This is a genomic window from Cytobacillus sp. NCCP-133, assembly GCF_026011715.1.
In the GTDB taxonomy this organism is placed as follows: Bacteria; Bacillota; Bacilli; order Bacillales; family Cytobacillaceae; genus Cytobacillus.
In genome coordinates this window covers 37,814-56,080 of the sequence record NZ_BRVM01000005.1, presented here as the reverse complement: position 1 = coordinate 56,080, position 18,267 = coordinate 37,814, and the positions used below count along the sequence as shown (strand labels likewise).

23 protein-coding genes and 1 pseudogene are annotated in these 18,267 nt (G+C 40.5%); 7 read left to right on the top strand and 17 right to left on the bottom strand.

What is annotated here, in order from left to right:
• Positions 1-705: 705 nt before the first annotated feature.
• From NCCP133_RS08330 to NCCP133_RS08320, 3 genes are all read right to left on the bottom strand, one after another.
• Positions 706-1,149, bottom strand: a complete 444-nt coding sequence (locus tag NCCP133_RS08330) for a threonine/serine exporter family protein (RefSeq protein WP_264804467.1) — start codon at positions 1,147-1,149, stop codon at positions 706-708.
• A 123-nt stretch (positions 1,150-1,272) separates the two neighbouring features.
• Entirely contained in the window at positions 1,273-2,025 is a 753-nt protein-coding gene (locus NCCP133_RS08325; protein ID WP_264804466.1) for a threonine/serine exporter family protein, read from the bottom strand.
• A 234-nt stretch (positions 2,026-2,259) separates the two neighbouring features.
• On the bottom strand, positions 2,260-2,583 hold the full coding sequence (locus tag NCCP133_RS08320; RefSeq protein WP_264804465.1) for a MerR family transcriptional regulator: 324 nt from the start codon (positions 2,581-2,583) through the stop codon (positions 2,260-2,262).
• 240 nt (positions 2,584-2,823) lie between these two features.
• Here NCCP133_RS08320 and NCCP133_RS08315 point away from each other — a divergent pair, with 240 nt between their 5' ends.
• From NCCP133_RS08315 to NCCP133_RS08300, 4 genes are all read left to right on the top strand, one after another.
• Positions 2,824-2,931, top strand: a complete 108-nt coding sequence (locus NCCP133_RS08315) for a hypothetical protein (protein WP_264804602.1) — start codon at positions 2,824-2,826, stop codon at positions 2,929-2,931.
• Positions 2,932-2,948: 17 nt separating this feature from the next.
• Positions 2,949-3,086: a hypothetical protein gene (locus NCCP133_RS08310; RefSeq protein WP_264804464.1), complete on the top strand. Its 138-nt coding sequence runs from the start codon at positions 2,949-2,951 to the stop codon at positions 3,084-3,086.
• A gap of 136 nt (positions 3,087-3,222) precedes the next feature.
• Positions 3,223-3,531: a PadR family transcriptional regulator gene (locus NCCP133_RS08305; protein WP_264804463.1), complete on the top strand. Its 309-nt coding sequence runs from the start codon at positions 3,223-3,225 to the stop codon at positions 3,529-3,531.
• Between the two features lie 13 nt (positions 3,532-3,544).
• Positions 3,545-4,735: a chromate transporter gene (locus NCCP133_RS08300; protein ID WP_442874247.1), complete on the top strand. Its 1,191-nt coding sequence runs from the start codon at positions 3,545-3,547 to the stop codon at positions 4,733-4,735.
• A 148-nt stretch (positions 4,736-4,883) separates the two neighbouring features.
• On the opposite strand, the gene NCCP133_RS08295 is transcribed toward NCCP133_RS08300, so the two are convergent.
• The 13 genes from NCCP133_RS08295 to NCCP133_RS08230 form a co-directional block, all read right to left on the bottom strand.
• Complete coding sequence (locus tag NCCP133_RS08295; protein ID WP_264804461.1) at positions 4,884-6,611, bottom strand: PAS domain-containing sensor histidine kinase; 1,728 nt, start codon at positions 6,609-6,611, stop codon at positions 4,884-4,886.
• A 26-nt stretch (positions 6,612-6,637) separates the two neighbouring features.
• Positions 6,638-7,090, bottom strand: a complete 453-nt coding sequence (locus NCCP133_RS08290) for a GAF domain-containing protein (RefSeq protein WP_264804460.1) — start codon at positions 7,088-7,090, stop codon at positions 6,638-6,640.
• Positions 7,080-7,733 (bottom strand): response regulator, encoded by a 654-nt coding sequence (locus NCCP133_RS08285; RefSeq protein WP_309298047.1) that lies wholly within the window; start codon positions 7,731-7,733, stop codon positions 7,080-7,082. Before NCCP133_RS08285 ends, NCCP133_RS08290 begins: the two co-directional genes overlap by 11 nt.
• 144 nt (positions 7,734-7,877) lie before the next feature.
• Positions 7,878-8,528 carry a sensor histidine kinase gene (locus NCCP133_RS08280; protein WP_264804459.1) on the bottom strand — a complete coding sequence of 217 codons (651 nt, stop codon included), beginning with the start codon at positions 8,526-8,528 and terminating at the stop codon, positions 7,878-7,880.
• Positions 8,529-8,557: 29 nt separating this feature from the next.
• The gene (locus tag NCCP133_RS08275) at positions 8,558-10,066 is read right to left on the bottom strand and encodes a nitrate/nitrite transporter (protein ID WP_264804458.1); all 1,509 of its coding nucleotides are present in this window, start codon (positions 10,064-10,066) and stop codon (positions 8,558-8,560) included.
• A 5-nt stretch (positions 10,067-10,071) separates the two neighbouring features.
• Positions 10,072-10,347, bottom strand: a complete 276-nt coding sequence (locus NCCP133_RS08270) for a hypothetical protein (RefSeq protein WP_264804457.1) — start codon at positions 10,345-10,347, stop codon at positions 10,072-10,074.
• Entirely contained in the window at positions 10,334-10,645 is a 312-nt protein-coding gene (locus tag NCCP133_RS08265; protein WP_264804456.1) for a hypothetical protein, read from the bottom strand. Before NCCP133_RS08265 ends, NCCP133_RS08270 begins: the two co-directional genes overlap by 14 nt.
• Before the next feature lie 5 nt (positions 10,646-10,650).
• Positions 10,651-10,842 carry a hypothetical protein gene (locus NCCP133_RS08260; RefSeq protein WP_264804455.1) on the bottom strand — a complete coding sequence of 64 codons (192 nt, stop codon included), beginning with the start codon at positions 10,840-10,842 and terminating at the stop codon, positions 10,651-10,653.
• A complete protein-coding gene (locus NCCP133_RS08255; RefSeq protein WP_264804454.1) occupies positions 10,832-11,356 on the bottom strand; it encodes a Rieske (2Fe-2S) protein in 525 nt (174 codons plus the stop codon). The genes NCCP133_RS08260 and NCCP133_RS08255 overlap by 11 nt, the downstream gene beginning before the upstream one ends.
• 12 nt (positions 11,357-11,368) lie before the next feature.
• A complete protein-coding gene (locus NCCP133_RS08250; protein ID WP_264804453.1) occupies positions 11,369-11,929 on the bottom strand; it encodes a 4Fe-4S dicluster domain-containing protein in 561 nt (186 codons plus the stop codon).
• A complete protein-coding gene (locus NCCP133_RS08245; protein ID WP_264804452.1) occupies positions 11,930-14,098 on the bottom strand; it encodes a molybdopterin oxidoreductase family protein in 2,169 nt (722 codons plus the stop codon).
• On the bottom strand, positions 14,085-15,167 hold the full coding sequence (locus NCCP133_RS08240) for a hypothetical protein (RefSeq protein WP_264804451.1): 1,083 nt from the start codon (positions 15,165-15,167) through the stop codon (positions 14,085-14,087). Before NCCP133_RS08240 ends, NCCP133_RS08245 begins: the two co-directional genes overlap by 14 nt.
• A gap of 858 nt (positions 15,168-16,025) precedes the next feature.
• The gene (locus NCCP133_RS08230; RefSeq protein WP_264804450.1) at positions 16,026-16,340 is read right to left on the bottom strand and encodes a hydrolase; all 315 of its coding nucleotides are present in this window, start codon (positions 16,338-16,340) and stop codon (positions 16,026-16,028) included.
• A 164-nt stretch (positions 16,341-16,504) separates the two neighbouring features.
• Between NCCP133_RS08230 and NCCP133_RS08225 the strand changes: the two genes are divergently transcribed.
• Positions 16,505-17,017: a DUF3231 family protein gene (locus tag NCCP133_RS08225; protein WP_264804449.1), complete on the top strand. Its 513-nt coding sequence runs from the start codon at positions 16,505-16,507 to the stop codon at positions 17,015-17,017.
• 8 nt (positions 17,018-17,025) lie between these two features.
• Here NCCP133_RS08225 and NCCP133_RS08220 read toward each other — a convergent pair.
• Positions 17,026-17,488, bottom strand: a pseudogene (locus tag NCCP133_RS08220) (VOC family protein).
• Between the two features lie 166 nt (positions 17,489-17,654).
• Here NCCP133_RS08220 and NCCP133_RS08215 point away from each other — a divergent pair.
• Together NCCP133_RS08215 and NCCP133_RS08210 are read left to right on the top strand one after the other, a co-directional pair.
• Positions 17,655-17,792: a hypothetical protein gene (locus NCCP133_RS08215; protein ID WP_264804448.1), complete on the top strand. Its 138-nt coding sequence runs from the start codon at positions 17,655-17,657 to the stop codon at positions 17,790-17,792.
• 102 nt (positions 17,793-17,894) lie between these two features.
• The gene (locus NCCP133_RS08210; protein ID WP_264804447.1) at positions 17,895-18,074 is read left to right on the top strand and encodes a hypothetical protein; all 180 of its coding nucleotides are present in this window, start codon (positions 17,895-17,897) and stop codon (positions 18,072-18,074) included.
• Positions 18,075-18,267 lie beyond the last annotated feature (193 nt).

Below are 18,267 nucleotides of genomic sequence, written 5' to 3'. Positions count from 1 at the left end.
TACATACTTTTAGCTTAATAGAATTTGAGTATAGTTGTCTATACCACATAAGTCCTGTTCTAGTTAAAAACTTCCAATCTAAAGAGACTGTCGGATAGTACTTTTAGACTATTCTGAAAATTTATATTGCTAAAACTATCTTTTTTCTTTTCTTTTTTTAGATGAGTAATATTTTTCAATTTCAAGCACCTTGACTATTAAAGGATTTTAATTATTATCTCACTATATACAACACTTTGAGTGTGTTTGCTAGTTTATAGATTTCTTCGCTTATTTGCTGAATTTAATCGCTAAACCGCTCAATTTGCAGAGTACTAATTTACTTCGAAACCATAAGAAAAGCCTAGGGCACCTAAAGCTAGACAGTTCTCTAAGTACAAAAGGATATAAATTCTGATATCATCAAAAAAGCGGAACCCTATTCAGATTCCACTTTATTTTCGAAATTGAACATTATACCTTCTTCCGTATCCGGTCATCGTTTCGATTGGCTGCCGTGCCTGTGGGCAATTACAAGTGTGGTGTGGCTTATAATAAATTAAGAAACGGCTGATCATCACTCTTCTCCCTTTTCCGGTATGTGTGTATGTATTTCTCTATAAATCTCTTCTATACTTGTTTGCATCGCCAGCACTTAACTCCTCTATTATATTTAGCAATACGGAATTTATGCTGTTCAATTTATAGAGGATGAATTTTCAGTAATCAATAACTTCTTTTCGATTTAAATTGAACCTTGCGGATGATTTGATTAATCACCTCGGATATCACCAGCCCAACCGCGATTGCTCCAGAAATCATAAATGCTTTGGCAGCAAGCTGAATGGCGGTATTATAATCGTTCTCAACAAAGTTACGCATGGCATCATAAGCCAGTCCGCCTGGTACAAGCGGTATGATGCCAGCAACGCTAAAAATGATGATGGGCGTTTTATACATTCTGGCAAAGATCTGACTGATCACGGCAATTGTAAAAGCTGCAATCAGTGAAGATATGACCGCATCGTAATCCAGGGTTACCAGCCATATATAAATGAACCAGCCAACCATCCCGACAAATCCGCATTTCAGCAATGACTTTTTTGGTGCGTTGAATAAGACACCAAATCCCGCTGATGCAATAAAACTTGTAATTAAGTGTATGAACATACAAACTTCCTCCGCATAATAAAAACTTCCAACAGTGAGTAACTGATGGTTAGTCTATCCCCCACTTAGGATTAATAAGCAGAGGGTTTTACTGCTTTATCTGTTAATCCGGAATCATAGCGTTTAAAAAGTAAACACTAGAGCTATGCCTGCCCCTATGGCGAAGGCTGTGAGAAAAGCTTCAGCACCCTTGGACAAACCGGAAACAAGATGGCCAGCCATTAAATCTCTGATCGCATTAGTAATGAGCAGCCCCGGAACCAAGGGCATCACCGAACCGATAATGATTTTATCAAGTTCAGTCCCTATTCCAGCTTTTACAAACACATAAGCTAATATTCCAATGAATAGCGAGGCAATGAACTCGGAAAAGAACTTGATCTGAACCACCCGATGCACATAAATAAAAGTAGCAAAACCCAATCCCCCTGCAATCATGGCAGGAATAAAATCCATCCACTGTCCCAGAAACATGATCAGGAAACAGCCGCTGGCAATCGAAGCCGCCAAGACCTGCTGATAAACAGGGAAGGTGTAGTCTGCAGTTTCTATTTCCTTCAGCCTGGCAAGTGCCCTTTTCCCATCGAGCTCACCGCTGCCGATTTTTCGCGATATCCCATTAACCAAAGTTACTTTGTACAAGTCCGTTGAACGCTCTGAAATTCGGATAAGTTTGGCAGGTTCAATACCATCAGTTGAAAAGATGATACCTGTTGGGGTAACATAGCTGTGGGAATCAGGAATTCCCAAAGAGGCAGCAATCCTCGTCATCGTGTCCTCCACGCGATATGTTTCTGCACCCCCTTGCAGCATGATTTTACCCGCAAGTAAGCATAATTCAATGACTTCTATAGTTGGCGAATATTCATTTTCCATTCTCTCACCTGCTTTTCATTTCCAAATTTTTTAAAATTCACTTTTATAAGGTTACATCTTAAAGGAAATAAAAGCCAAAAGGAAGACCTTTGAGAGAAAAACTTATAACAATTACATAAAAATCAGCTATTCATTTTGATAGCCGCGTCTCTAATTATTTATCTGGCTCTCGACTGATATGCTGATCTTGTTATCAATCATCCCAGCACTGCAAATGTTCAGCTTTAATCTAGATTACTTTTTTCGAAGCCCAAATCGTGCATTTAGCTGCCCTTGGATCATTTTATTGCGCGCCTGTTGATCGTCCTTCTTCTTTTTCCTTTTTAATTCTGTCCGTATTTCTTCTGTTCTGACTCCCTCTTCCCTTTTGTTTGCAATATCAATGAGCCTCTCAACATCTGAAAAAGAATATTTTCGGCTTCCGTGGTCTGACCTTTCCGGAAAGACTAATTTCCTTTCTTCATAATAGCGTATCTGCCGCTCACTTAGACCTGTCAGCTCACTGACCGTACCAATCGAAATAACTTTTCTGCTTTTATAGGAAGCTTCATTCTCCAATAATTGTCACCTCAATTTTAAAAATGTTTTCTTTTATTATACTAATCATAAAGCATTTCTCATCTATCGTATAAGAAAATCTAACATAATTTCAAATACTGCGTGAGAAAATCTAACATAATGAATGACGGTTGCATAATTTTTTTATAGAATGACAGAAACCTAAAGAAAAGAGGAGATTCATATGCGATATTTAAGGAAGGCTATAGAAAAAAACGCCACTATTTGATTGATTTACTGATGAAATCCGGCGGTGAATACCAGCACTCAGAACCAGTGCTGCAAAAACTGACTTTAACAGAGCTCGAAAGTATTTTTAAGAAACATAAGAACATGAATCGGTTTTGAAAAGTAGATGGGGATGGATGAAATCGAAAGATGCAATTGACCTTGCGAAAAAAATAATTGAACTGGATTTATTGCATGACCAAATGCGGGAAAGCTTTGCTGCAGCGGACGGGGATGAGGCTTATGAAATTTTAAGAAATGTACAGAATAATTAGCATGGAACGCTTGATAAAAGCGTTCTTTTTATGCGATAGGGAATTCTTTCCCCTTTTCAGCCTGTAATTAATTTGTTACCATTTCATTATCGATTTCCGATATCGGCTTACGAAATTGATTAAGGGAGGTTTTAGTTTGGAAGATAAAATATTGCGGAAACTGTTTTTGGGATTTATTCAGATACACATTCTGCATCACGCTAAAGAGCACCCCATTTTTGGAATGTGGATGCGTGAGGAACTGAAGGAGCACGGCTATAGCATAAGCTCAGGAACCTTGTACCCAATTCTTCATTCAATGGAATCAGATGGCCTTCTTCATCAGGAGCAAAAAAATGTAGATGGCAAGATTCGCAAGTATTATACAGCTACTGAAAAGGGAGTTACTGTTTTAGAGGAAGCCAGAAAGAAAGCCTACGAGCTATTTAAAGAAATTAAGGATTAAAAGGGGATGCATGATGAGCAATACCAAACCAAGTTTTAAATCGTTACTTGAAATATTAATCGTGTCAACCAGACTGGGATTCACCTCTTTCGGTGGCCCAATTGCACATCTTGGCTATTTCCATGAGGAATATGTACGAAGAAGAAAATGGCTGGATGAAAAAAGCTATGCTGATTTGGTTGCGTTATGCCAGTTCCTTCCGGGTCCGGCTAGCAGCCAGGTTGGCATAGGCATCGGAGTTATGAGAGCTGGAGTTGCCGGTGGCATCATGACCTTTCTTGGATTTACATTGCCATCGGTTATCGCTTTGATTATTTTTTCTATCCTGCTTCAAGGAATAGATGTAGGTGATGAAAGCTGGATTCATGGACTAAAAATTGTTGCTGTTGCTGTCGTTGCACATGCGATCCTAGGCATGGCACAAAAGCTTGTACCTGACCTCCCGAGAAAAACACTGGCTTTACTTGCCATCATTGCAACGTTATTGTGGCAAACAGCCTTTACTCAAGTCGCAATCATACTTGTTTCGGGTTTCATTGGTTTCTTAATTTATAAAAATCATACTGAGCAAGATGAAGCAAAAATTCATTTTCCTATATCAAAGGGCTTTGCTATTGGATGCTTACTACTCTTTTTTGGCCTTTTAATAGCACTTCCAATCTTAAGAGAATTAACTGCTCTGAACTGGATAGCCTTATTCGATAGTTTTTATCGTTCAGGCTCTCTTGTTTTTGGCGGGGGCCATGTTGTCCTTCCATTACTTGAGCGTGAATTTGTTCCTGCCGGATGGCTTAGTGAGGAAGCTTTTCTGGCAGGTTATGGTGCCGCGCAGGCTGTACCGGGACCATTATTTACATTTGCCGCTTATATTGGAGCTGTTATAAATGGATGGCAAGGGGGCTTGCTAGCAACAGCAGCCATTTTCCTCCCTGCCCTTCTTTTGATCTTAGGTACACTGCCTTTTTGGAACACTCTTCGCCGCAATCCTAAGATTAAAGGAGCTTTAATGGGGGTGAATGGCGCTGTGGTCGGAATCTTAATAGCTGCCTTTTACAATCCGATTTGGACAAGCAGCATACTCGAACCAGTTGATTTCGCTTTTGCTGCTGCTTTATTCAGCATGCTCGTTTATTGGAAGCTGCCGCCTTGGGTTATAGTTGTCACTGGTGCTATTGGCGGGATTGTCCTTGGGTCTATCTTTTAATTACAAGAATAAAAGCTGCCGAAGCTCCTGCAGCTTTTTTAGCAATGCTAATATTACCTAATGATTTTCGAACTAAGCATTGAGTTCATTCCCAATAATTACATCAATAGGGTGCCAGTATCACCAGATACTTCGACAGAGAGTTATTCTATAAAGGGATTTCAAGCACCACTCTTGTTCCTTTATTTTCTTCTGAATGTACCTTAATAGATCCTTCTGCAGCTTTAGCTCTCTCTTCCATACTAAACAAGCCGACCCCTCTTGCGACTTCTTGAACATTAAAGCCCCTGCCCTTATCTTCGATGACTACCCGAATCTCCTCATCCATTTGTCTGATTGTGACTTCTGCTTCATCTGTATTAGCATACTTTCTTACATTCGTCAGAGCTTCTTGTATGATCCTGTAAATCGTAAGCTCTTTATTTGAGTTAAGACGGGATGTCAGATAGCAGTTAAAATGCACATTAATATTATGGTGTTCTGAAAACCGGACCAAATAAGAACGGATCGCCGGGATCAGTCCAAGATCGTCCAGAACAGAAGGACGAAGCTCCCAGGAAATATCTCGAAGCTCTTCAATGATTTCAGTGGCTTCATCCTGCATTTGGTCAAGAAGCGGATGGCTCATTTCCGCTTGAAGCCGGTTTATTGTTATCAGATGGCTATAAAGGTTCTGCCCTATCCCATCATGAAGCTCCCGTGACAGCCGTTTCCTCTCATCTTCCTGAATATCAATAATTCGCGTCATCATTTTTTGCAGTTCTTCTTCTGCATTCTTCCTTTGTGTGACTTCATGGCGAATGGCAAGATGCTGATATGGCTTTCCTTGTTCGTCAAGGAATGGAACAATAGTGGTATCTACCCAGTAAAACGTTCCATCTTTTGCCTTGTTTTTAATTTCACCTTTCCACACCTTCCCGGAAGAAATCGTTTCCCATAATTCGCTGAAAAACTCTTTTGAGTGGTAACCGGAGTTGATGATTCTATGATCCTGACCAAGCAATTCTTCTCTTGCATATTTTGAGATGTTGCAGAACTGATCATTCACATATTTAATGGTGCCTCTTTGGTCTGTAATTGCCACGATGGAGGAAGCATCAAGGGCAAACTTTAAATCAATCAGTTCATTGACGGATTTTTTCAGTTCTTCCACAACACGTTTATATTCGGTAATTTCTTTGCGGATGGCCAAATATTTATAAGGATTTCCTTTCTCATCAATAAAAGGGACAATTGTCGTGTCAACCCAATAAAAGGCGCCATCCTTTGCTTTGTTTTTAATCTCTCCCCGCCATACATTTCCGCTTGATATCGTCTCCCATAAATCCTGCATAAATTCTTTGGAATGATAGCCGGAGTTTATAATCCTATGGTCTTTTCCAATTAGCTCTTCTGGTGAATATTTGGATACCTCACAAAACTTTTCATTAACGTATTTGATTTTGCCTTTTTGGTCTGTAAAGGCAACAATCGTCGATTCATCAAGAGCAAATTGGAGGTCAACCAATTCATTTAGTGGATATGATTGCTGTTTCTTTAAGCGGGAACGGTCTTTTACTGAGTGAAAGACAATTAAAAAAAAGCTCTCTCCGCTAAGTACAAAAGAATTTATTCGGTGAAAAATTGAAAACGTCTGTCCATTCCTATGCCGGCCAAATTCGTGAACCACTTTTCCTTCTTCCGCTGCAAGCGGAGTGATCTCAGGCATTAATTCCTTTATATTCTTCCCTAGCAAATCGATTTCTTTATATCCAAAATGCTCTTGGGCCTGCTGGTTCGCGTAGGCAATGTTCCCTGCCTCATTAACGAGAATGGTAGCTTCACTGGAATCAGGAGCAATCTTTCTTTTAGTATGTAATTGATCATTCCCATCCATTTTCTTTCCTCCAGTTGCATTTAGATTTATCCATTCAATTTCTGCTCGAGCCTTCTGGCGGCTTCCCTTACAAAGCTTTTTTGATTTTCATTGATAGACTGTCCCGTCCGGCTTCCAATCAGCAGCACCCCTTTAGGAATACCCTTAAAATGGATTGGGACTGCATATGCAAACTTAAGGCCTTCAGCGAGCATGATTGGATATTCCAAAGCCTTTCCAGAAATATTCTCAGGAAAGTTTTCCACAGACATCGCTCTGCCGGTTGAAATAACTTTTCCGGCAATTCCTTTTCCATACCTGACCGTGATCCGCTTAAATTTTTCATTGATATTGCCAGCAGCATAATGCCACTTAACATCCGGGCCATCCGTATTCTGCAGGGCTAGACCAACAAAATCACATTTCAATTCCGATAGAACCACTTCACAGGCTTGATTAATCCGGCCAGACCCAGTCTGCCCACACCCATTATATACCATAACCCAGCAGCCCCTTCTTTAAAGCATAGGCAACCAGCTCGGGTCTTGTTCTCATTTGAAGCTTTTCCATTAAATTTCCTTTATGTGTTTCAACTGTTTTCACACTAATGACAAGCTGTACAGCAATCTCCTTATTGGAAAAGCCTTTGGCTATTAGGGTCAAAACTTCTTTTTCACGGTCAGACAAAAGATTGAATGTGTCAGTGTTGCCTTGTTTGACGCTTCCGATATATTCTTCCATAAGCCTTTTTGTAGCTGATGGATGCAAATAAGCATTTCCGCCGGCAACCGAACGGATTGCTGCAAGCAGCTCATCATGCGGCGCACTTTTTAAAATGCATCCTGACGCTCCGGCCTGAATAGCTCTGAATAAATATTCTTCATCATCATGCATAGTTAAGATTAGAATTTCAACATCAGGCATCAATTTTTTTAATTCTGAAGTTGCGGACAAGCCGTCCTTTCCATGCGGCATGCTCAAATCCATTACAACCACATCAGGCTTTAAGTCAAGTGACTGCTGGATCCCCTCATTGCCTTCCGAAGCTTCACCGACCACCTGCATATCCTTATGATTATTTAAAAGCATTTTTAAACCCATTCTAACCACTGCATGGTCATCGCACAGTAAAATTTTTATCAAGCCTGCTCCCCCTAACCATTGTTCGTATAAAGTGAAACTTCAATCAGTAGGAGGTTATCCTCCCCCAATAATTGCGTTAAAAAAATGCCATCCCAATAGGCAAACAAGGGATCCGCTTTGCGCAATCCCTTGATAAATATATTCTTAGTATAACGGAAGGGTAATATCTATTGAAGTCCCTTCACTAATTTTAGAGGTTATCTTACATTCTCCATTTATTAAGCACATGCGCTCAATCATTGCAGCAATGCCTGTTGATTTTTTCATTGCCTCACTTACATCAAACCCTTTGCCCTGATCTTTTATGTTGATTGAAAGCTGGTTCGGCTTCCACTGAAAAGTTATACTCGCACTCATCGTATCAGCAAATCTGGCAATGTTCGCAAGTGCTTCCTGGCAGACGCGAAATAGTGTAATGCTCTCCCTCTCGCTGATTGCCGCTTCTATCCCCTGATTATGCAAATCAATAACAATTCCATAAGTGGAAGTATATAATTTCAGGTAACTCTTCATGGCTGGAAGCAGGCCAAGGGTTCCAAGAGTAGGGGGATGCAACTCCACAGCCAGCAGCCTGATTTCCTGTATCGTTCTTTCGAGCATCTGCGCCATATCAGCTACATAGCCTTTCATTTCCTGCTGTTCTACAGCACTTTCAATAAACTCCATACCAGTGTATAGGCTATAAAGCGTTTGCCCTACCCCTTCATGAAGCTCCAGAGCTATGCGCTTAATCTCATCTTCCTGAGATTGGATTATATAAGAACTAATATTTTTCTTCACTGGCTGAGTTTCCATTTCACCCCTCCTCCTTCTGGATTATTCATTTATTTTGCCTGTTTCACACGATGGCTTGAAATATCGCTAAACATACCTGCAAACTGAACAACATCTCCAGCATCGTTCTTAATTGCACTTATCGTCAGCCATTGCAGATATTCTTCGCCATCTTTGCGGCTATTCCATATTTCTCCTTGCCAAAAACCGTTCGTTTCAATTGACTTCCATAGTTCCTGGTAGAAGCCTTTGGACTGTCTGCCTGATTTTAGTATATTAGGGTTCTTTCCGATAACCTCTTCTTTTTCATAACCAGTGATTTCTGTAAAGGCAGGGTTGACAGAAATAATTTTCCCGCTTCTGTCTGTTACCAGAATCCCTTCAACAGTGTGGTCAATCACCTGGCTGGCAATTTCCATTTTTCCTTGGAAGTACATCCAAATCACAAGTATAAGGCTTGCAAGCGCCACTTCAGACAACGCCATAAAACCAATTGCATAGTGGCCTGTTAAATTAAACAGAAGCGTCAAGATCAACGGCGGGAAAAATCCGCCAAGCCCGCCCATGGCAGAGACAATTCCGTTAACAATCCCAGCCTGTTTTTGAAAATACATTGGCACTAGCTTAAAGATGACACCATTCCCTATTCCCGCAGAGAAAGCAATGCTTAAGCAGCCGAATGTATACCATGTGATAGATGGAGATAATGAAAGAATGACTGCGGAAACTGTATAAATTCCAAAGACGAACATTAACAGAATCAAAGAGTGAAAACGGTCAGCAAGCCATCCACCAATCGGCCTCATCGCCGTTGCAAGGACAATAAACCCTGCCGTTCTTAATCCTGCATCCACCTTATCCAGTTCAAAATGCGCAACAAGGAAGCTTGGTAGATAAATGGTAAAAGCAACAAAGGAGCCAAAAGTAATAAAATAAAACAAGCTTAGAAGCCAAAGTTTTTCATTTTTATAGACCCCTTTGATTTGTTCAAGGAGTGGCGTATTAACCTTAACCTCTTTTTTATCACCAAGAAAGAAGTTTGCGGCAACAAAGATTCCAAGAATGATAAGGTAAATTTGCACCGTTAGAGACCATCCAAATTTAGTTGCTACAACCGGAGCAGCAAATGCAGTAACAGCTGTTCCCAGGTTACCAGCACCGTAAATCCCATTTACAAAGCCGTGGCGTTCTTTAGGGTAATACTTTGGAAGCGATGTCACCCCAACTGAGAAAACGGCTCCTCCGAGTCCTAGGAATAACCCGCCAATCAATAGATCTGTAATAGAATCCGCTATACTGATATAGTAAACAGGAAATAATAGCAGGATAAAGCTGAACATAAAAATCTTTCTTGCGCCGAATTGATTGGCATAGTAGCCAAGCGGAATGCGAAGCAGGGATCCGAGGATTACCGGAACTGCTGTTACAAGCGCCAGCTTATCGGCTGGAATATTAATATCTTCCTTGATAAATGGCATAAGTGATGATATTAATACCCATACCATAAAACCGGCTATTAAATTCATTGTCTGCAGAGGAAGCTGTATTTTTCTTATCATTGTTTTCACGCTCTCTTCTTAATTACATATTTTAAACCAGCATCCTGATCAAATGCGGCCCATTCCTTCTCCGATGCTTCCACAGCGGAGGTTAAAGGAACCGCAAAGAAATTCATATGGTCAAAATAAATGCGCAAGTGTGTTCCATCAGGGCATAGCCCGGTTTTTTGTATGATTTTAGAAACAAAGGGAGCTTTGTCATTCCCCTCTTCATCTAAAATCGCTACCTGAACATTCTGCATAACAAATGCATCCAAATCTCCTTTTTTAATGAGTTCCACAGCTGCCGCACCCTCTCTTTGCAGGATAGATATACATTTGGTAGCCCTGCAAATATTTCCAGAAAGAGCCGCCGGCATGGTCTTCAATAAAATTCATGGTTTCCTCTTCTGACTTCCATTTGCTCATGCCTTTTACTTCAGCTATAACAATATCCATGCCGCCCTCATTCTTTTCATCAAGGTACCAGTTCAAGCGAACCCCTTTAAATAACTCGGAAAGCATTTGATCAACCTCTGATGCAAAGTTTCCAGATGCCTCTCTGACAAAACAAAAATCAAGATAAGTCTCACTGTTCATTAAAATCACGCCCTCATGTTAATCGTCTTTTTATAAGCGAATACAGCCAAGGGAAATAATACAATATTTAACCCGCCAAAAATTAATACATTCACATAGTTTTCGTAATAGTATTGATGGACCATATACTGAGTAAATACAAGATTCATCATTAATATTGCGGCTAGTATGATGACGCCGATATAGCTACGCTTCATAACGCTTCACCCTCACTGCATAAATTGCCCCATTTTCCACTTTCACCTGAATTTCCGGAAGCGGCCTTCTAGGCGGTCCTGCAGTAGGTGCGCCTGTTTCCACATCGAATTTCCCATGGTGGCAAGGGCAAATCATTTCTCCTTGATCCTTAACCCAGAACACCGGACAGCGCAAATGAGTACAGGCGTTTTGGTAAGCTGCATATTTGTTTTCAGACAACCGAATCAAAATGGCATCATCATGTTCTCCAGGAAATTTAAATTCAACTGCATCCCCAACCGGCAATCGGCTTACATCTGTAATTTTCTTGTGGGGATATTCTTTTTCAGCCAGCCCCATTAATTCTTTTGCAGCAACCGCACCCCATGGAAGGGAAGATACAGCAAATACACCCGCAGCTCCTACCAAAGTCTTCATAAATCCCCGTCTATCCAGCCTTCGTTCATTATTCCGTTCGATATTATGGGTATAATTATCTTCATTAAAGGGAATTTTCTTATTTTTATCTGACATCCCTAATCCCTCCTAATACAGCTTTGTTATGCCCTGCAGGATTCCCGGCAGATTTACTTTAACGTTTGTTTCGCCTTCAAGGTACGGCATGCTTGTTACCCATTTGCCGTTATCAAGATTAAATTGCTTCTTTTTGTTTTCAATTTCCTCATCAGTTAGCCACTGCAATGTATTGGATGGGCAAACACTCGCACACATTGGCGGAATGCCATCCTTTGTCCGGTCGATGCATAAGTCGCATTTATACATTAAGTTCTGTTCAGTATCAAACTTCGGTATGCCATAAGGGCAGGCGATCGTACAGTTTTGGCACCCAATGCACTTTTCAACGAGGGCTGATAAAACAGCCCCTGATTCATGAATCTGGATTGCCTGAGCTGGGCAGCTTCGAGCACATGCCGGATTTTCACAGTGAAGGCACATTAGAGGCATTGTCTGCCGGTTGACGAGAGGATTTACGTCGTAAACATAATTCCTGTTGCGCTCCTCATGTCCTCCGCATTGCGTACATGCTGCCAGGCATGAACGGCATCCTATACAGTTTTCAAGTTCCAAGTACAGCCTCTTTTTCATTTATTGCACCTTCTTTATTTCGACTTTTTCCAGCTGTGCAGCACATGCCTTAAATTCCGGCATACGGGAGATTGGGTCAAGTGCTGCGATAGTTAATAGATTAATAGAATCTTCGTGTCCGAAATGGTAAGGAACAAAGACTGTATCCTTTCGGATCGCTTCCGTGATTTTCACCTTATAGACTGCTTCGCCTCTTCTGGTATACAGGCGGACTCTTTCTTCGTGTTCCATATAGTATTTCGCCGCTGTTTCAGGATGTACCTCAACGTAGGGTTCAGGACACATGTCATGCAGGAAGGGAATTCTTCTAGTTTGGTTGCCTGATAAATAATGGTATACTACACGCCCGGTTGTTAATCGGAGAGGATACTTTTCGCATGGCTCTTCAGCCGGTGGACGATATGGCAATGCACAAATTTTCGCCTTTCCATCCGGATGGTAGAATTTCTTATCAAGGAACATATGAGGAGTCCCTTTGTCATTTTCATCCTTACAAGGCCAGAAAACACCGTCCTGCTTCTCGATCTTATCCCATGTGGCACCATAGTAATCTGCATATCCGCCTTTACTTGCCAATCTGAATTCATCTGCAACATCTCTTGCCGTTTTCAGATGAGAGAATTGCTTTCCTCTGCCCAGCCGCTCAGCCAATTGCACTTGAATCTGCCAGTCTGGCTTGGATTCTCCTACTGGCTCCTGTGCTTTATTGATTTTGATGATACGTCCTTCAATATTTGTTACTGTTCCTTCATCTTCTGACCAAGTTACTGCCGGAAGGATAACATCTGCAAATTCCGCTGATTCGGAAAGGTAGAAATCAGAGCAAATCATGAAATCCAAGTTCTTTAGTGCTTTCCTTACAAAGTTTTGATTTGGTGCGGATACTGCAGGATTTGAGCAAAGCAGATACAATCCGCGGATTGTTTTTTCTTCCATTAGTTCAAACATTTCGTATGCTGATACACCCGGTTTCGGCATCTCATCCGGTGTGATATTCCACACCTGGCAAACCTCTTTAACATGTTCAGGGTTTGTTATCTTGCGGTAGCCTGGCAGCAAGTCGGACTTTTGCCCATGTTCCCTTCCTCCCTGGCCATTTCCCTGGCCGGTAAAAGTAGCTACCCCTGACTTTGGACGGCCAATTTTCCCTGTTATAAGCGCCATATTTGTGTAAGCTGACACATTGTCAACACCCTTATGCTGCTGTTCTACCCCACGCGCAAACATCACAATTGCATTTGGAGCCTTGCCGTAAAGCTCGGCTGCACGGACGATTTTTTCAGGCGCAACACCTGTGAGCATGCTAGTGTATTCAGGTGTGAATTCTTTCACGAGCTCTCTTGTTTCTTCAAAACCATTTGTATGCTTATTAATAAATTCATCATCTAGATAGCCTAATTCAATTAGTTGATTAACGATTCCATTCGCAAGAGCCAAGTCAGTTCCCGGCTGCAGATCCAGATGCAGATCTGCCCTTCTTGCAATCGGGGTTTCGCGTGGATCCACCACGATGATATAACCGCCTCTTTCCTGTACATTCCAGATGCGGAACATGGAAGTTGGGTGGCATTCGGCTGTATTGCTTCCTGCAATAAATAAGCAATCGGTTTCATGGATATCTGTCCATGGCAGCGTAGAACCTCTATCCACTCCGAAAGAACGGAGGAAGCCGCCGGCTGCGCTTGACATACAGAAGCGTCCATTATAGTCAATATAGCGAGTTCCAAGCGCAACACGTGCAAACTTTCCAGTCAGATAACATTTTTCATTTGTCATAGAAACGCCGCTGAATACGGATAGTGAATCTTTTCCATATTTCGATTGAAGCTCTTTGAATTTCTTTACAATCAGATCGTACGCTTCATCCCAGCTTGCTTCGCGGAATCCTTCAGTTGTTCCTTTTAATGAAGCATCATCCCTGATTAGCGGTTTTAAAAGACGGTCTTTATGGTTTGTTTGCTGATAAGCTGTAACACCTTTCGGACACATTTTTCCAACTGTAACCGGCCAGTCATAACGAGGTTCAACCCCGATGATTTTATTTGTCTGAGTATTAACCCTTAAGTTCATACCGCACTGCATGCCGCAATAGCTGCAATGCGTTTTAATTAATTTTTCATTTGGATGATTTAAATTCTCGATTTCTTTAAAAAACTTATCCCTTTGCATTCTGGTTTGCCTCCTTGACCTTCACTTCATGAGTAGGGAATCCGGAAAATTGTGCGATCCGGTATTTTCTTCGGCAAGGAAGGCACATTTCTGCAAGATGGTGGCCTTCCTTTGTTTTAAATTGAATATCATTCACTCCGAGCACATCGACGACATCTTGTGATTGTTCTGATGAAACATATTGATCTCCGCACACTTTGCATTCCTTCATGGCTTGCTCGGCATAGTGTTCTCTATAGTTTCTTGCCAGAACACTCATCGGGCGGAAAGGAATGTGTGCAAGCTTTCCAAATGGCAGGTATATCAGTGTAATGATGACTGACCACTGATGGATCAGTGACATTGCCGGCTGTCCTGCACCGTGTAAAAAGATGTTCATAAAGGTTAAAGCCAATCCAGTGATGCTTACTAAAAGCAACATGTATAATGGCATAAAATCATAAAGGAATTTCTGTTCCGCCCTTGCCTGCATATTTTTAAGGCGGCGGTAAAGAGCCATGCAAACTCCAGCGATTACCATTACAGCTGTAATATTCAAAGCGTTATATGAAAGGTTTGCGATGATTCCGTCCGCAGGGACTGTCATCACCTGCATTCCCAATGCAATGATGTTGTAGTGGCCATTGTCATCCATCGTAAAATACATCCATCCGAAAACGAGAGGAAAAGTAACGAAACAGGAAAGAATACATCCCCATCCTATTAACACGTGCTGGGTCCATCGGTAAATTCCCCTATTCCAGATGAAATTGTAAGTAGCAAGATGTTCGACAGAAGTTTTGGGCGTTGACTTTCTAAATAGCAATTTAAGGCCTTTTTTTAGGATAATCTTTGTTGGCGGCCTTTCACCCCAGGCGATGAACCTGTAGAAAAATCCTCCGAGGAAAACAATTGTTCCAACCATATATCCATAAAGATTCAAATCGACGTGTGTAAACATTCTTGTTCCGATAAAAGATAAGATTGCAAGTGCTGTAACCGATAAAAACATTGACTTTGCGAAATGTGATGCAAACGCGTTATTTAATGTGTTTCCTGTTTTCTGATTGACTGAAGCTTTTGCCTGCATATTAACTCCTCCTTATTCCCAAACAATTACCTTACTCTTATTGTAATAGCGGGAAGAGATTTTCCATATCGGGGAACTTCCCCATTCGGCGGGGGAAATTCCCCTATCTTTAAAAAAAGGATCAGATTTACTGTGTGTGCAGGGAAACTACAGCAAGCACTTAAGAAAAGCGCAAGGCGCCTGGAGTTAGACAGTTCTCTAAGTTCAAAGGGATATATATTCTGATATCAAAAAAAAGACCATTCAATGGCCTTTTGAGAAAAAATTATTTTCAAAAATTTATTTTCAAAAAATTATCCACTAATCGATAGGTCGCGGGATTAAAAAGATAAACTTATACTGTTTAATGCATTCACTGCAGAAACGCTAAGAACCCGGATCGTTTTGTTTGCCTTATCATTTCATTTCATTGAAATCATATTTTTTGCAGAAGGTATATAAAATACTAATCAAATGGTTCTCAGGAATCTGAAGAATGCTGATGAGGTTCATGGATTGTACTTCTAGCACCACTCGTTTTCTTAACAAAAAGGGAGGAATTTAGTTACTGTAAACTTGTGGAATTATTCCGGTGCAGGAAAATATGGTATAATTGGTTAAAAATAGCTAAATCAGTTGCCAAGAAAGCACGGGATAAAGCAGTCCGTGAGGGAAAAAGAAATCCTGAATGCGATCGTAGTCCATTTGCATTAACAGACAGCTTCCAAGGATAACAAAAACCAAAAAAGATTATTTATACAGAAACAAATATAAGAACCGTTACTCTGATAAAAGCAGAATAGTCGGTTCTTTTTTTGAAGAAATTTCTTTCAACTGTAAATTTAGCAATACCATATAATGTCCAGCCACATTTTCCCGCTATAATATCCCCATCCCTTCTATATGTCTGCGAGCTTCCTCATCACCCAGATCATAAATCAATCTATATATGCCAGCCATTGTTTCATCGTATTCATCATTTTTTGATTCTTTATGATACTCAAGAAAAGGTACATGAGCACGGGTGAACGTTTTAAGATCTGAGTCATAATTTTCGTTAATACAATGATTTAACTGGGCTAACTCTTCATCTGTGGCAAAAATTTTAAACTGCCAGTCAGCATCTTCTACAGGCTCTGAGTAAACCTGTGTATTTTCAATATCAATATAATATGTTTTTTTTATTTGTTCCATTATTTTCATCTCCTCATTCTTTTATAGCATATTTACCACAGATGAATGAAGTTTAATCATTCCTTTTTTAATCTAAAAGCATTTTAAAAACGTTTGAGGGGCATGATATAGCTGTGCAATATAAGAAAGGTGGCACAATTATGAATTTTTTAAGGAGGTATACTATGGGTATTCTAAGTGGTAATCCAAAAGACGAACCAATGCATTATGGCGAAGTTTTCAGCACTTGGTCTTACTTATTGGCCGGCAAAGGCATGGCATCCGCATATCAAACCATGCTAAGCCATTCCGGAGACGAAGACTTGAAAAAGCTGCTTGAAGAAGCAATTCGCCTATCCAAGCAGGAAGAAGAACAAATCGAGGCACTGTTAAAGGAGAATGGAATCGGTCTGCCTCCAGCACCGCCGGATCGTCCTGAAGCGTGTGTAAATGATATCCCTCCTGGAGCCAGATTCATGGATCCAGAAGTAGCAGCCAAATTATCAGGGGACATTGCTGCAGGATTAGTTGGGTGCAGTACCATCATAGGACAATGCATCCGGGAAGATATCGCAGGAATGTTTGGTCAATTCCATATTCAAAAAGCAGCATTGGGAGTTAAAATTCTCCGTATGAACAAAGAAAAGGGCTGGGTGATTCCTCCACCGCTTCATCTTCATAAAACTGATAATTGCTAATGAATTAATTAAATGGAAAGAGCAGGCCCAGATTCAGCCTGCTCTGCCACTTTATTTGTTAATTGTCTCTTTTTAAAGCTGGGGCTTAATTCACTCCACACATCAAAGAGATTTCCGTCCGGATCAGAAAAAAGAAAATTGCGGCCAGGGTGTCCTCGATCCTCAATATCCCCCGCTTTTACACCTTTATTGATAAGCTCTTCATGAAGTGCCTCCAACTCCCTTAATCCATCAACTTCAAAAGTAAGTGAAAAACGTTTTATCCCGTCTGAATCAAAAAGTTCATGCTTTGATTTTTTGCACACTTAACCATAAAGAAACTTTGGCTTGCCATATTGATAATAGCCATTTTCCCCTTGTCATCTTTATAGCTTTCAACACTCCGAGTTTTTCTAGATACCATGCTAATGAGTTATTTACATCTGTTACAGGTATGTAGGCTGTTCCAACTCTAAGAAGTCGTTGCCTCATTCACGAATCCCTCCCGCTTAAGTTTCCCTTTTGTAAATTTTATCCAAAGTGGTCATATCCCTTTTTTCCATAAAAAACCCAAGTTCATAATTTTTTCCCAATAAGTTGTTTATGTTGCTAAAAATAGGTTAAATGTAAAATAACAACTAGAACGGGAGCTTGATAAATGATTAAGGAAACAGAGTATTTGACATTTATTAAGGAAATTGGACGTCTGTTCAATGACTATTATAAATGCAGGGATGAGAAGATAAGACTAATTCTCCTTGCAGATATCCAGTTAATCGGAGAGGCACTTTATTAAACTGTTCAACTCCAGTGAAGGCCGAATTTTTTAATCGGCTCATTCCTTTTGAAGTTATGAATATACATGTATAGTATGCTGACGGAAGAAAGGAGCAGAAGTATGTGGTTTTGGATTCTGGTAATCTCCATCCCTATTATTATTTTGGCTATTTTAGAAGAAACGATTCAATTCCTTGTTAACCGAAAAGTTTTTGAAACGAGTGAAAGACAGTTTTCAATTAAAGAGAAACTAAGGGATGCAAAGAATAAATTCAAGTATAAGAAAAGCCACTCCCAATAAGGAAGGGCTTTTTTTTGTGTAAATAAAGCGATGGCTGCGTGGATGACCTGCTGGCAGCGCAATTGATGGATAGTCTGCTTTTTCAGAAATGATAGAACCTGTATAGGCAGGGAATCAAATTGTATCCAGTTTATTCTATTTATACAAAATTTATTTGACCGTCCATTTTTCTCTAACTTCATTCATTTCCATG

Bases quoted from the DNA above. Each gene is read 5' to 3' on its own strand.
- NCCP133_RS08330 (WP_264804467.1), bottom strand. From the start codon at position 1,149: ATGTTCATACACTTAATTACAAGTTTTATTGCATCAGCGGGATTTGGT.
- NCCP133_RS08325 (WP_264804466.1), bottom strand. From the start codon at position 2,025: ATGGAAAATGAATATTCGCCAACTATAGAAGTCATTGAATTATGCTTA.
- NCCP133_RS08315 (WP_264804602.1), top strand. From the start codon at position 2,824: ATGAAATCCGGCGGTGAATACCAGCACTCAGAACCAGTGCTGCAAAAA.
- NCCP133_RS08310 (WP_264804464.1), top strand. From the start codon at position 2,949: ATGAAATCGAAAGATGCAATTGACCTTGCGAAAAAAATAATTGAACTG.
- NCCP133_RS08300 (WP_442874247.1), top strand. From the start codon at position 3,545: ATGAGCAATACCAAACCAAGTTTTAAATCGTTACTTGAAATATTAATC.
- NCCP133_RS08295 (WP_264804461.1), bottom strand. From the start codon at position 6,611: ATGGATGGGAATGATCAATTACATACTAAAAGAAAGATTGCTCCTGAT.
- NCCP133_RS08290 (WP_264804460.1), bottom strand. From the start codon at position 7,090: ATGGTATATAATGGGTGTGGGCAGACTGGGTCTGGCCGGATTAATCAA.
- NCCP133_RS08280 (WP_264804459.1), bottom strand. From the start codon at position 8,528: ATGGAAACTCAGCCAGTGAAGAAAAATATTAGTTCTTATATAATCCAA.
- NCCP133_RS08275 (WP_264804458.1), bottom strand. From the start codon at position 10,066: ATGATAAGAAAAATACAGCTTCCTCTGCAGACAATGAATTTAATAGCC.
- NCCP133_RS08265 (WP_264804456.1), bottom strand. From the start codon at position 10,645: ATGAACAGTGAGACTTATCTTGATTTTTGTTTTGTCAGAGAGGCATCT.
- NCCP133_RS08260 (WP_264804455.1), bottom strand. From the start codon at position 10,842: ATGAAGCGTAGCTATATCGGCGTCATCATACTAGCCGCAATATTAATG.
- NCCP133_RS08255 (WP_264804454.1), bottom strand. From the start codon at position 11,356: ATGTCAGATAAAAATAAGAAAATTCCCTTTAATGAAGATAATTATACC.
- NCCP133_RS08250 (WP_264804453.1), bottom strand. From the start codon at position 11,929: ATGAAAAAGAGGCTGTACTTGGAACTTGAAAACTGTATAGGATGCCGT.
- NCCP133_RS08245 (WP_264804452.1), bottom strand. From the start codon at position 14,098: ATGCAAAGGGATAAGTTTTTTAAAGAAATCGAGAATTTAAATCATCCA.
- NCCP133_RS08240 (WP_264804451.1), bottom strand. From the start codon at position 15,167: ATGCAGGCAAAAGCTTCAGTCAATCAGAAAACAGGAAACACATTAAAT.
- NCCP133_RS08230 (WP_264804450.1), bottom strand. From the start codon at position 16,340: ATGGAACAAATAAAAAAAACATATTATATTGATATTGAAAATACACAG.
- NCCP133_RS08225 (WP_264804449.1), top strand. From the start codon at position 16,505: ATGGGTATTCTAAGTGGTAATCCAAAAGACGAACCAATGCATTATGGC.
- NCCP133_RS08215 (WP_264804448.1), top strand. From the start codon at position 17,655: ATGATTAAGGAAACAGAGTATTTGACATTTATTAAGGAAATTGGACGT.
- NCCP133_RS08210 (WP_264804447.1), top strand. From the start codon at position 17,895: ATGTGGTTTTGGATTCTGGTAATCTCCATCCCTATTATTATTTTGGCT.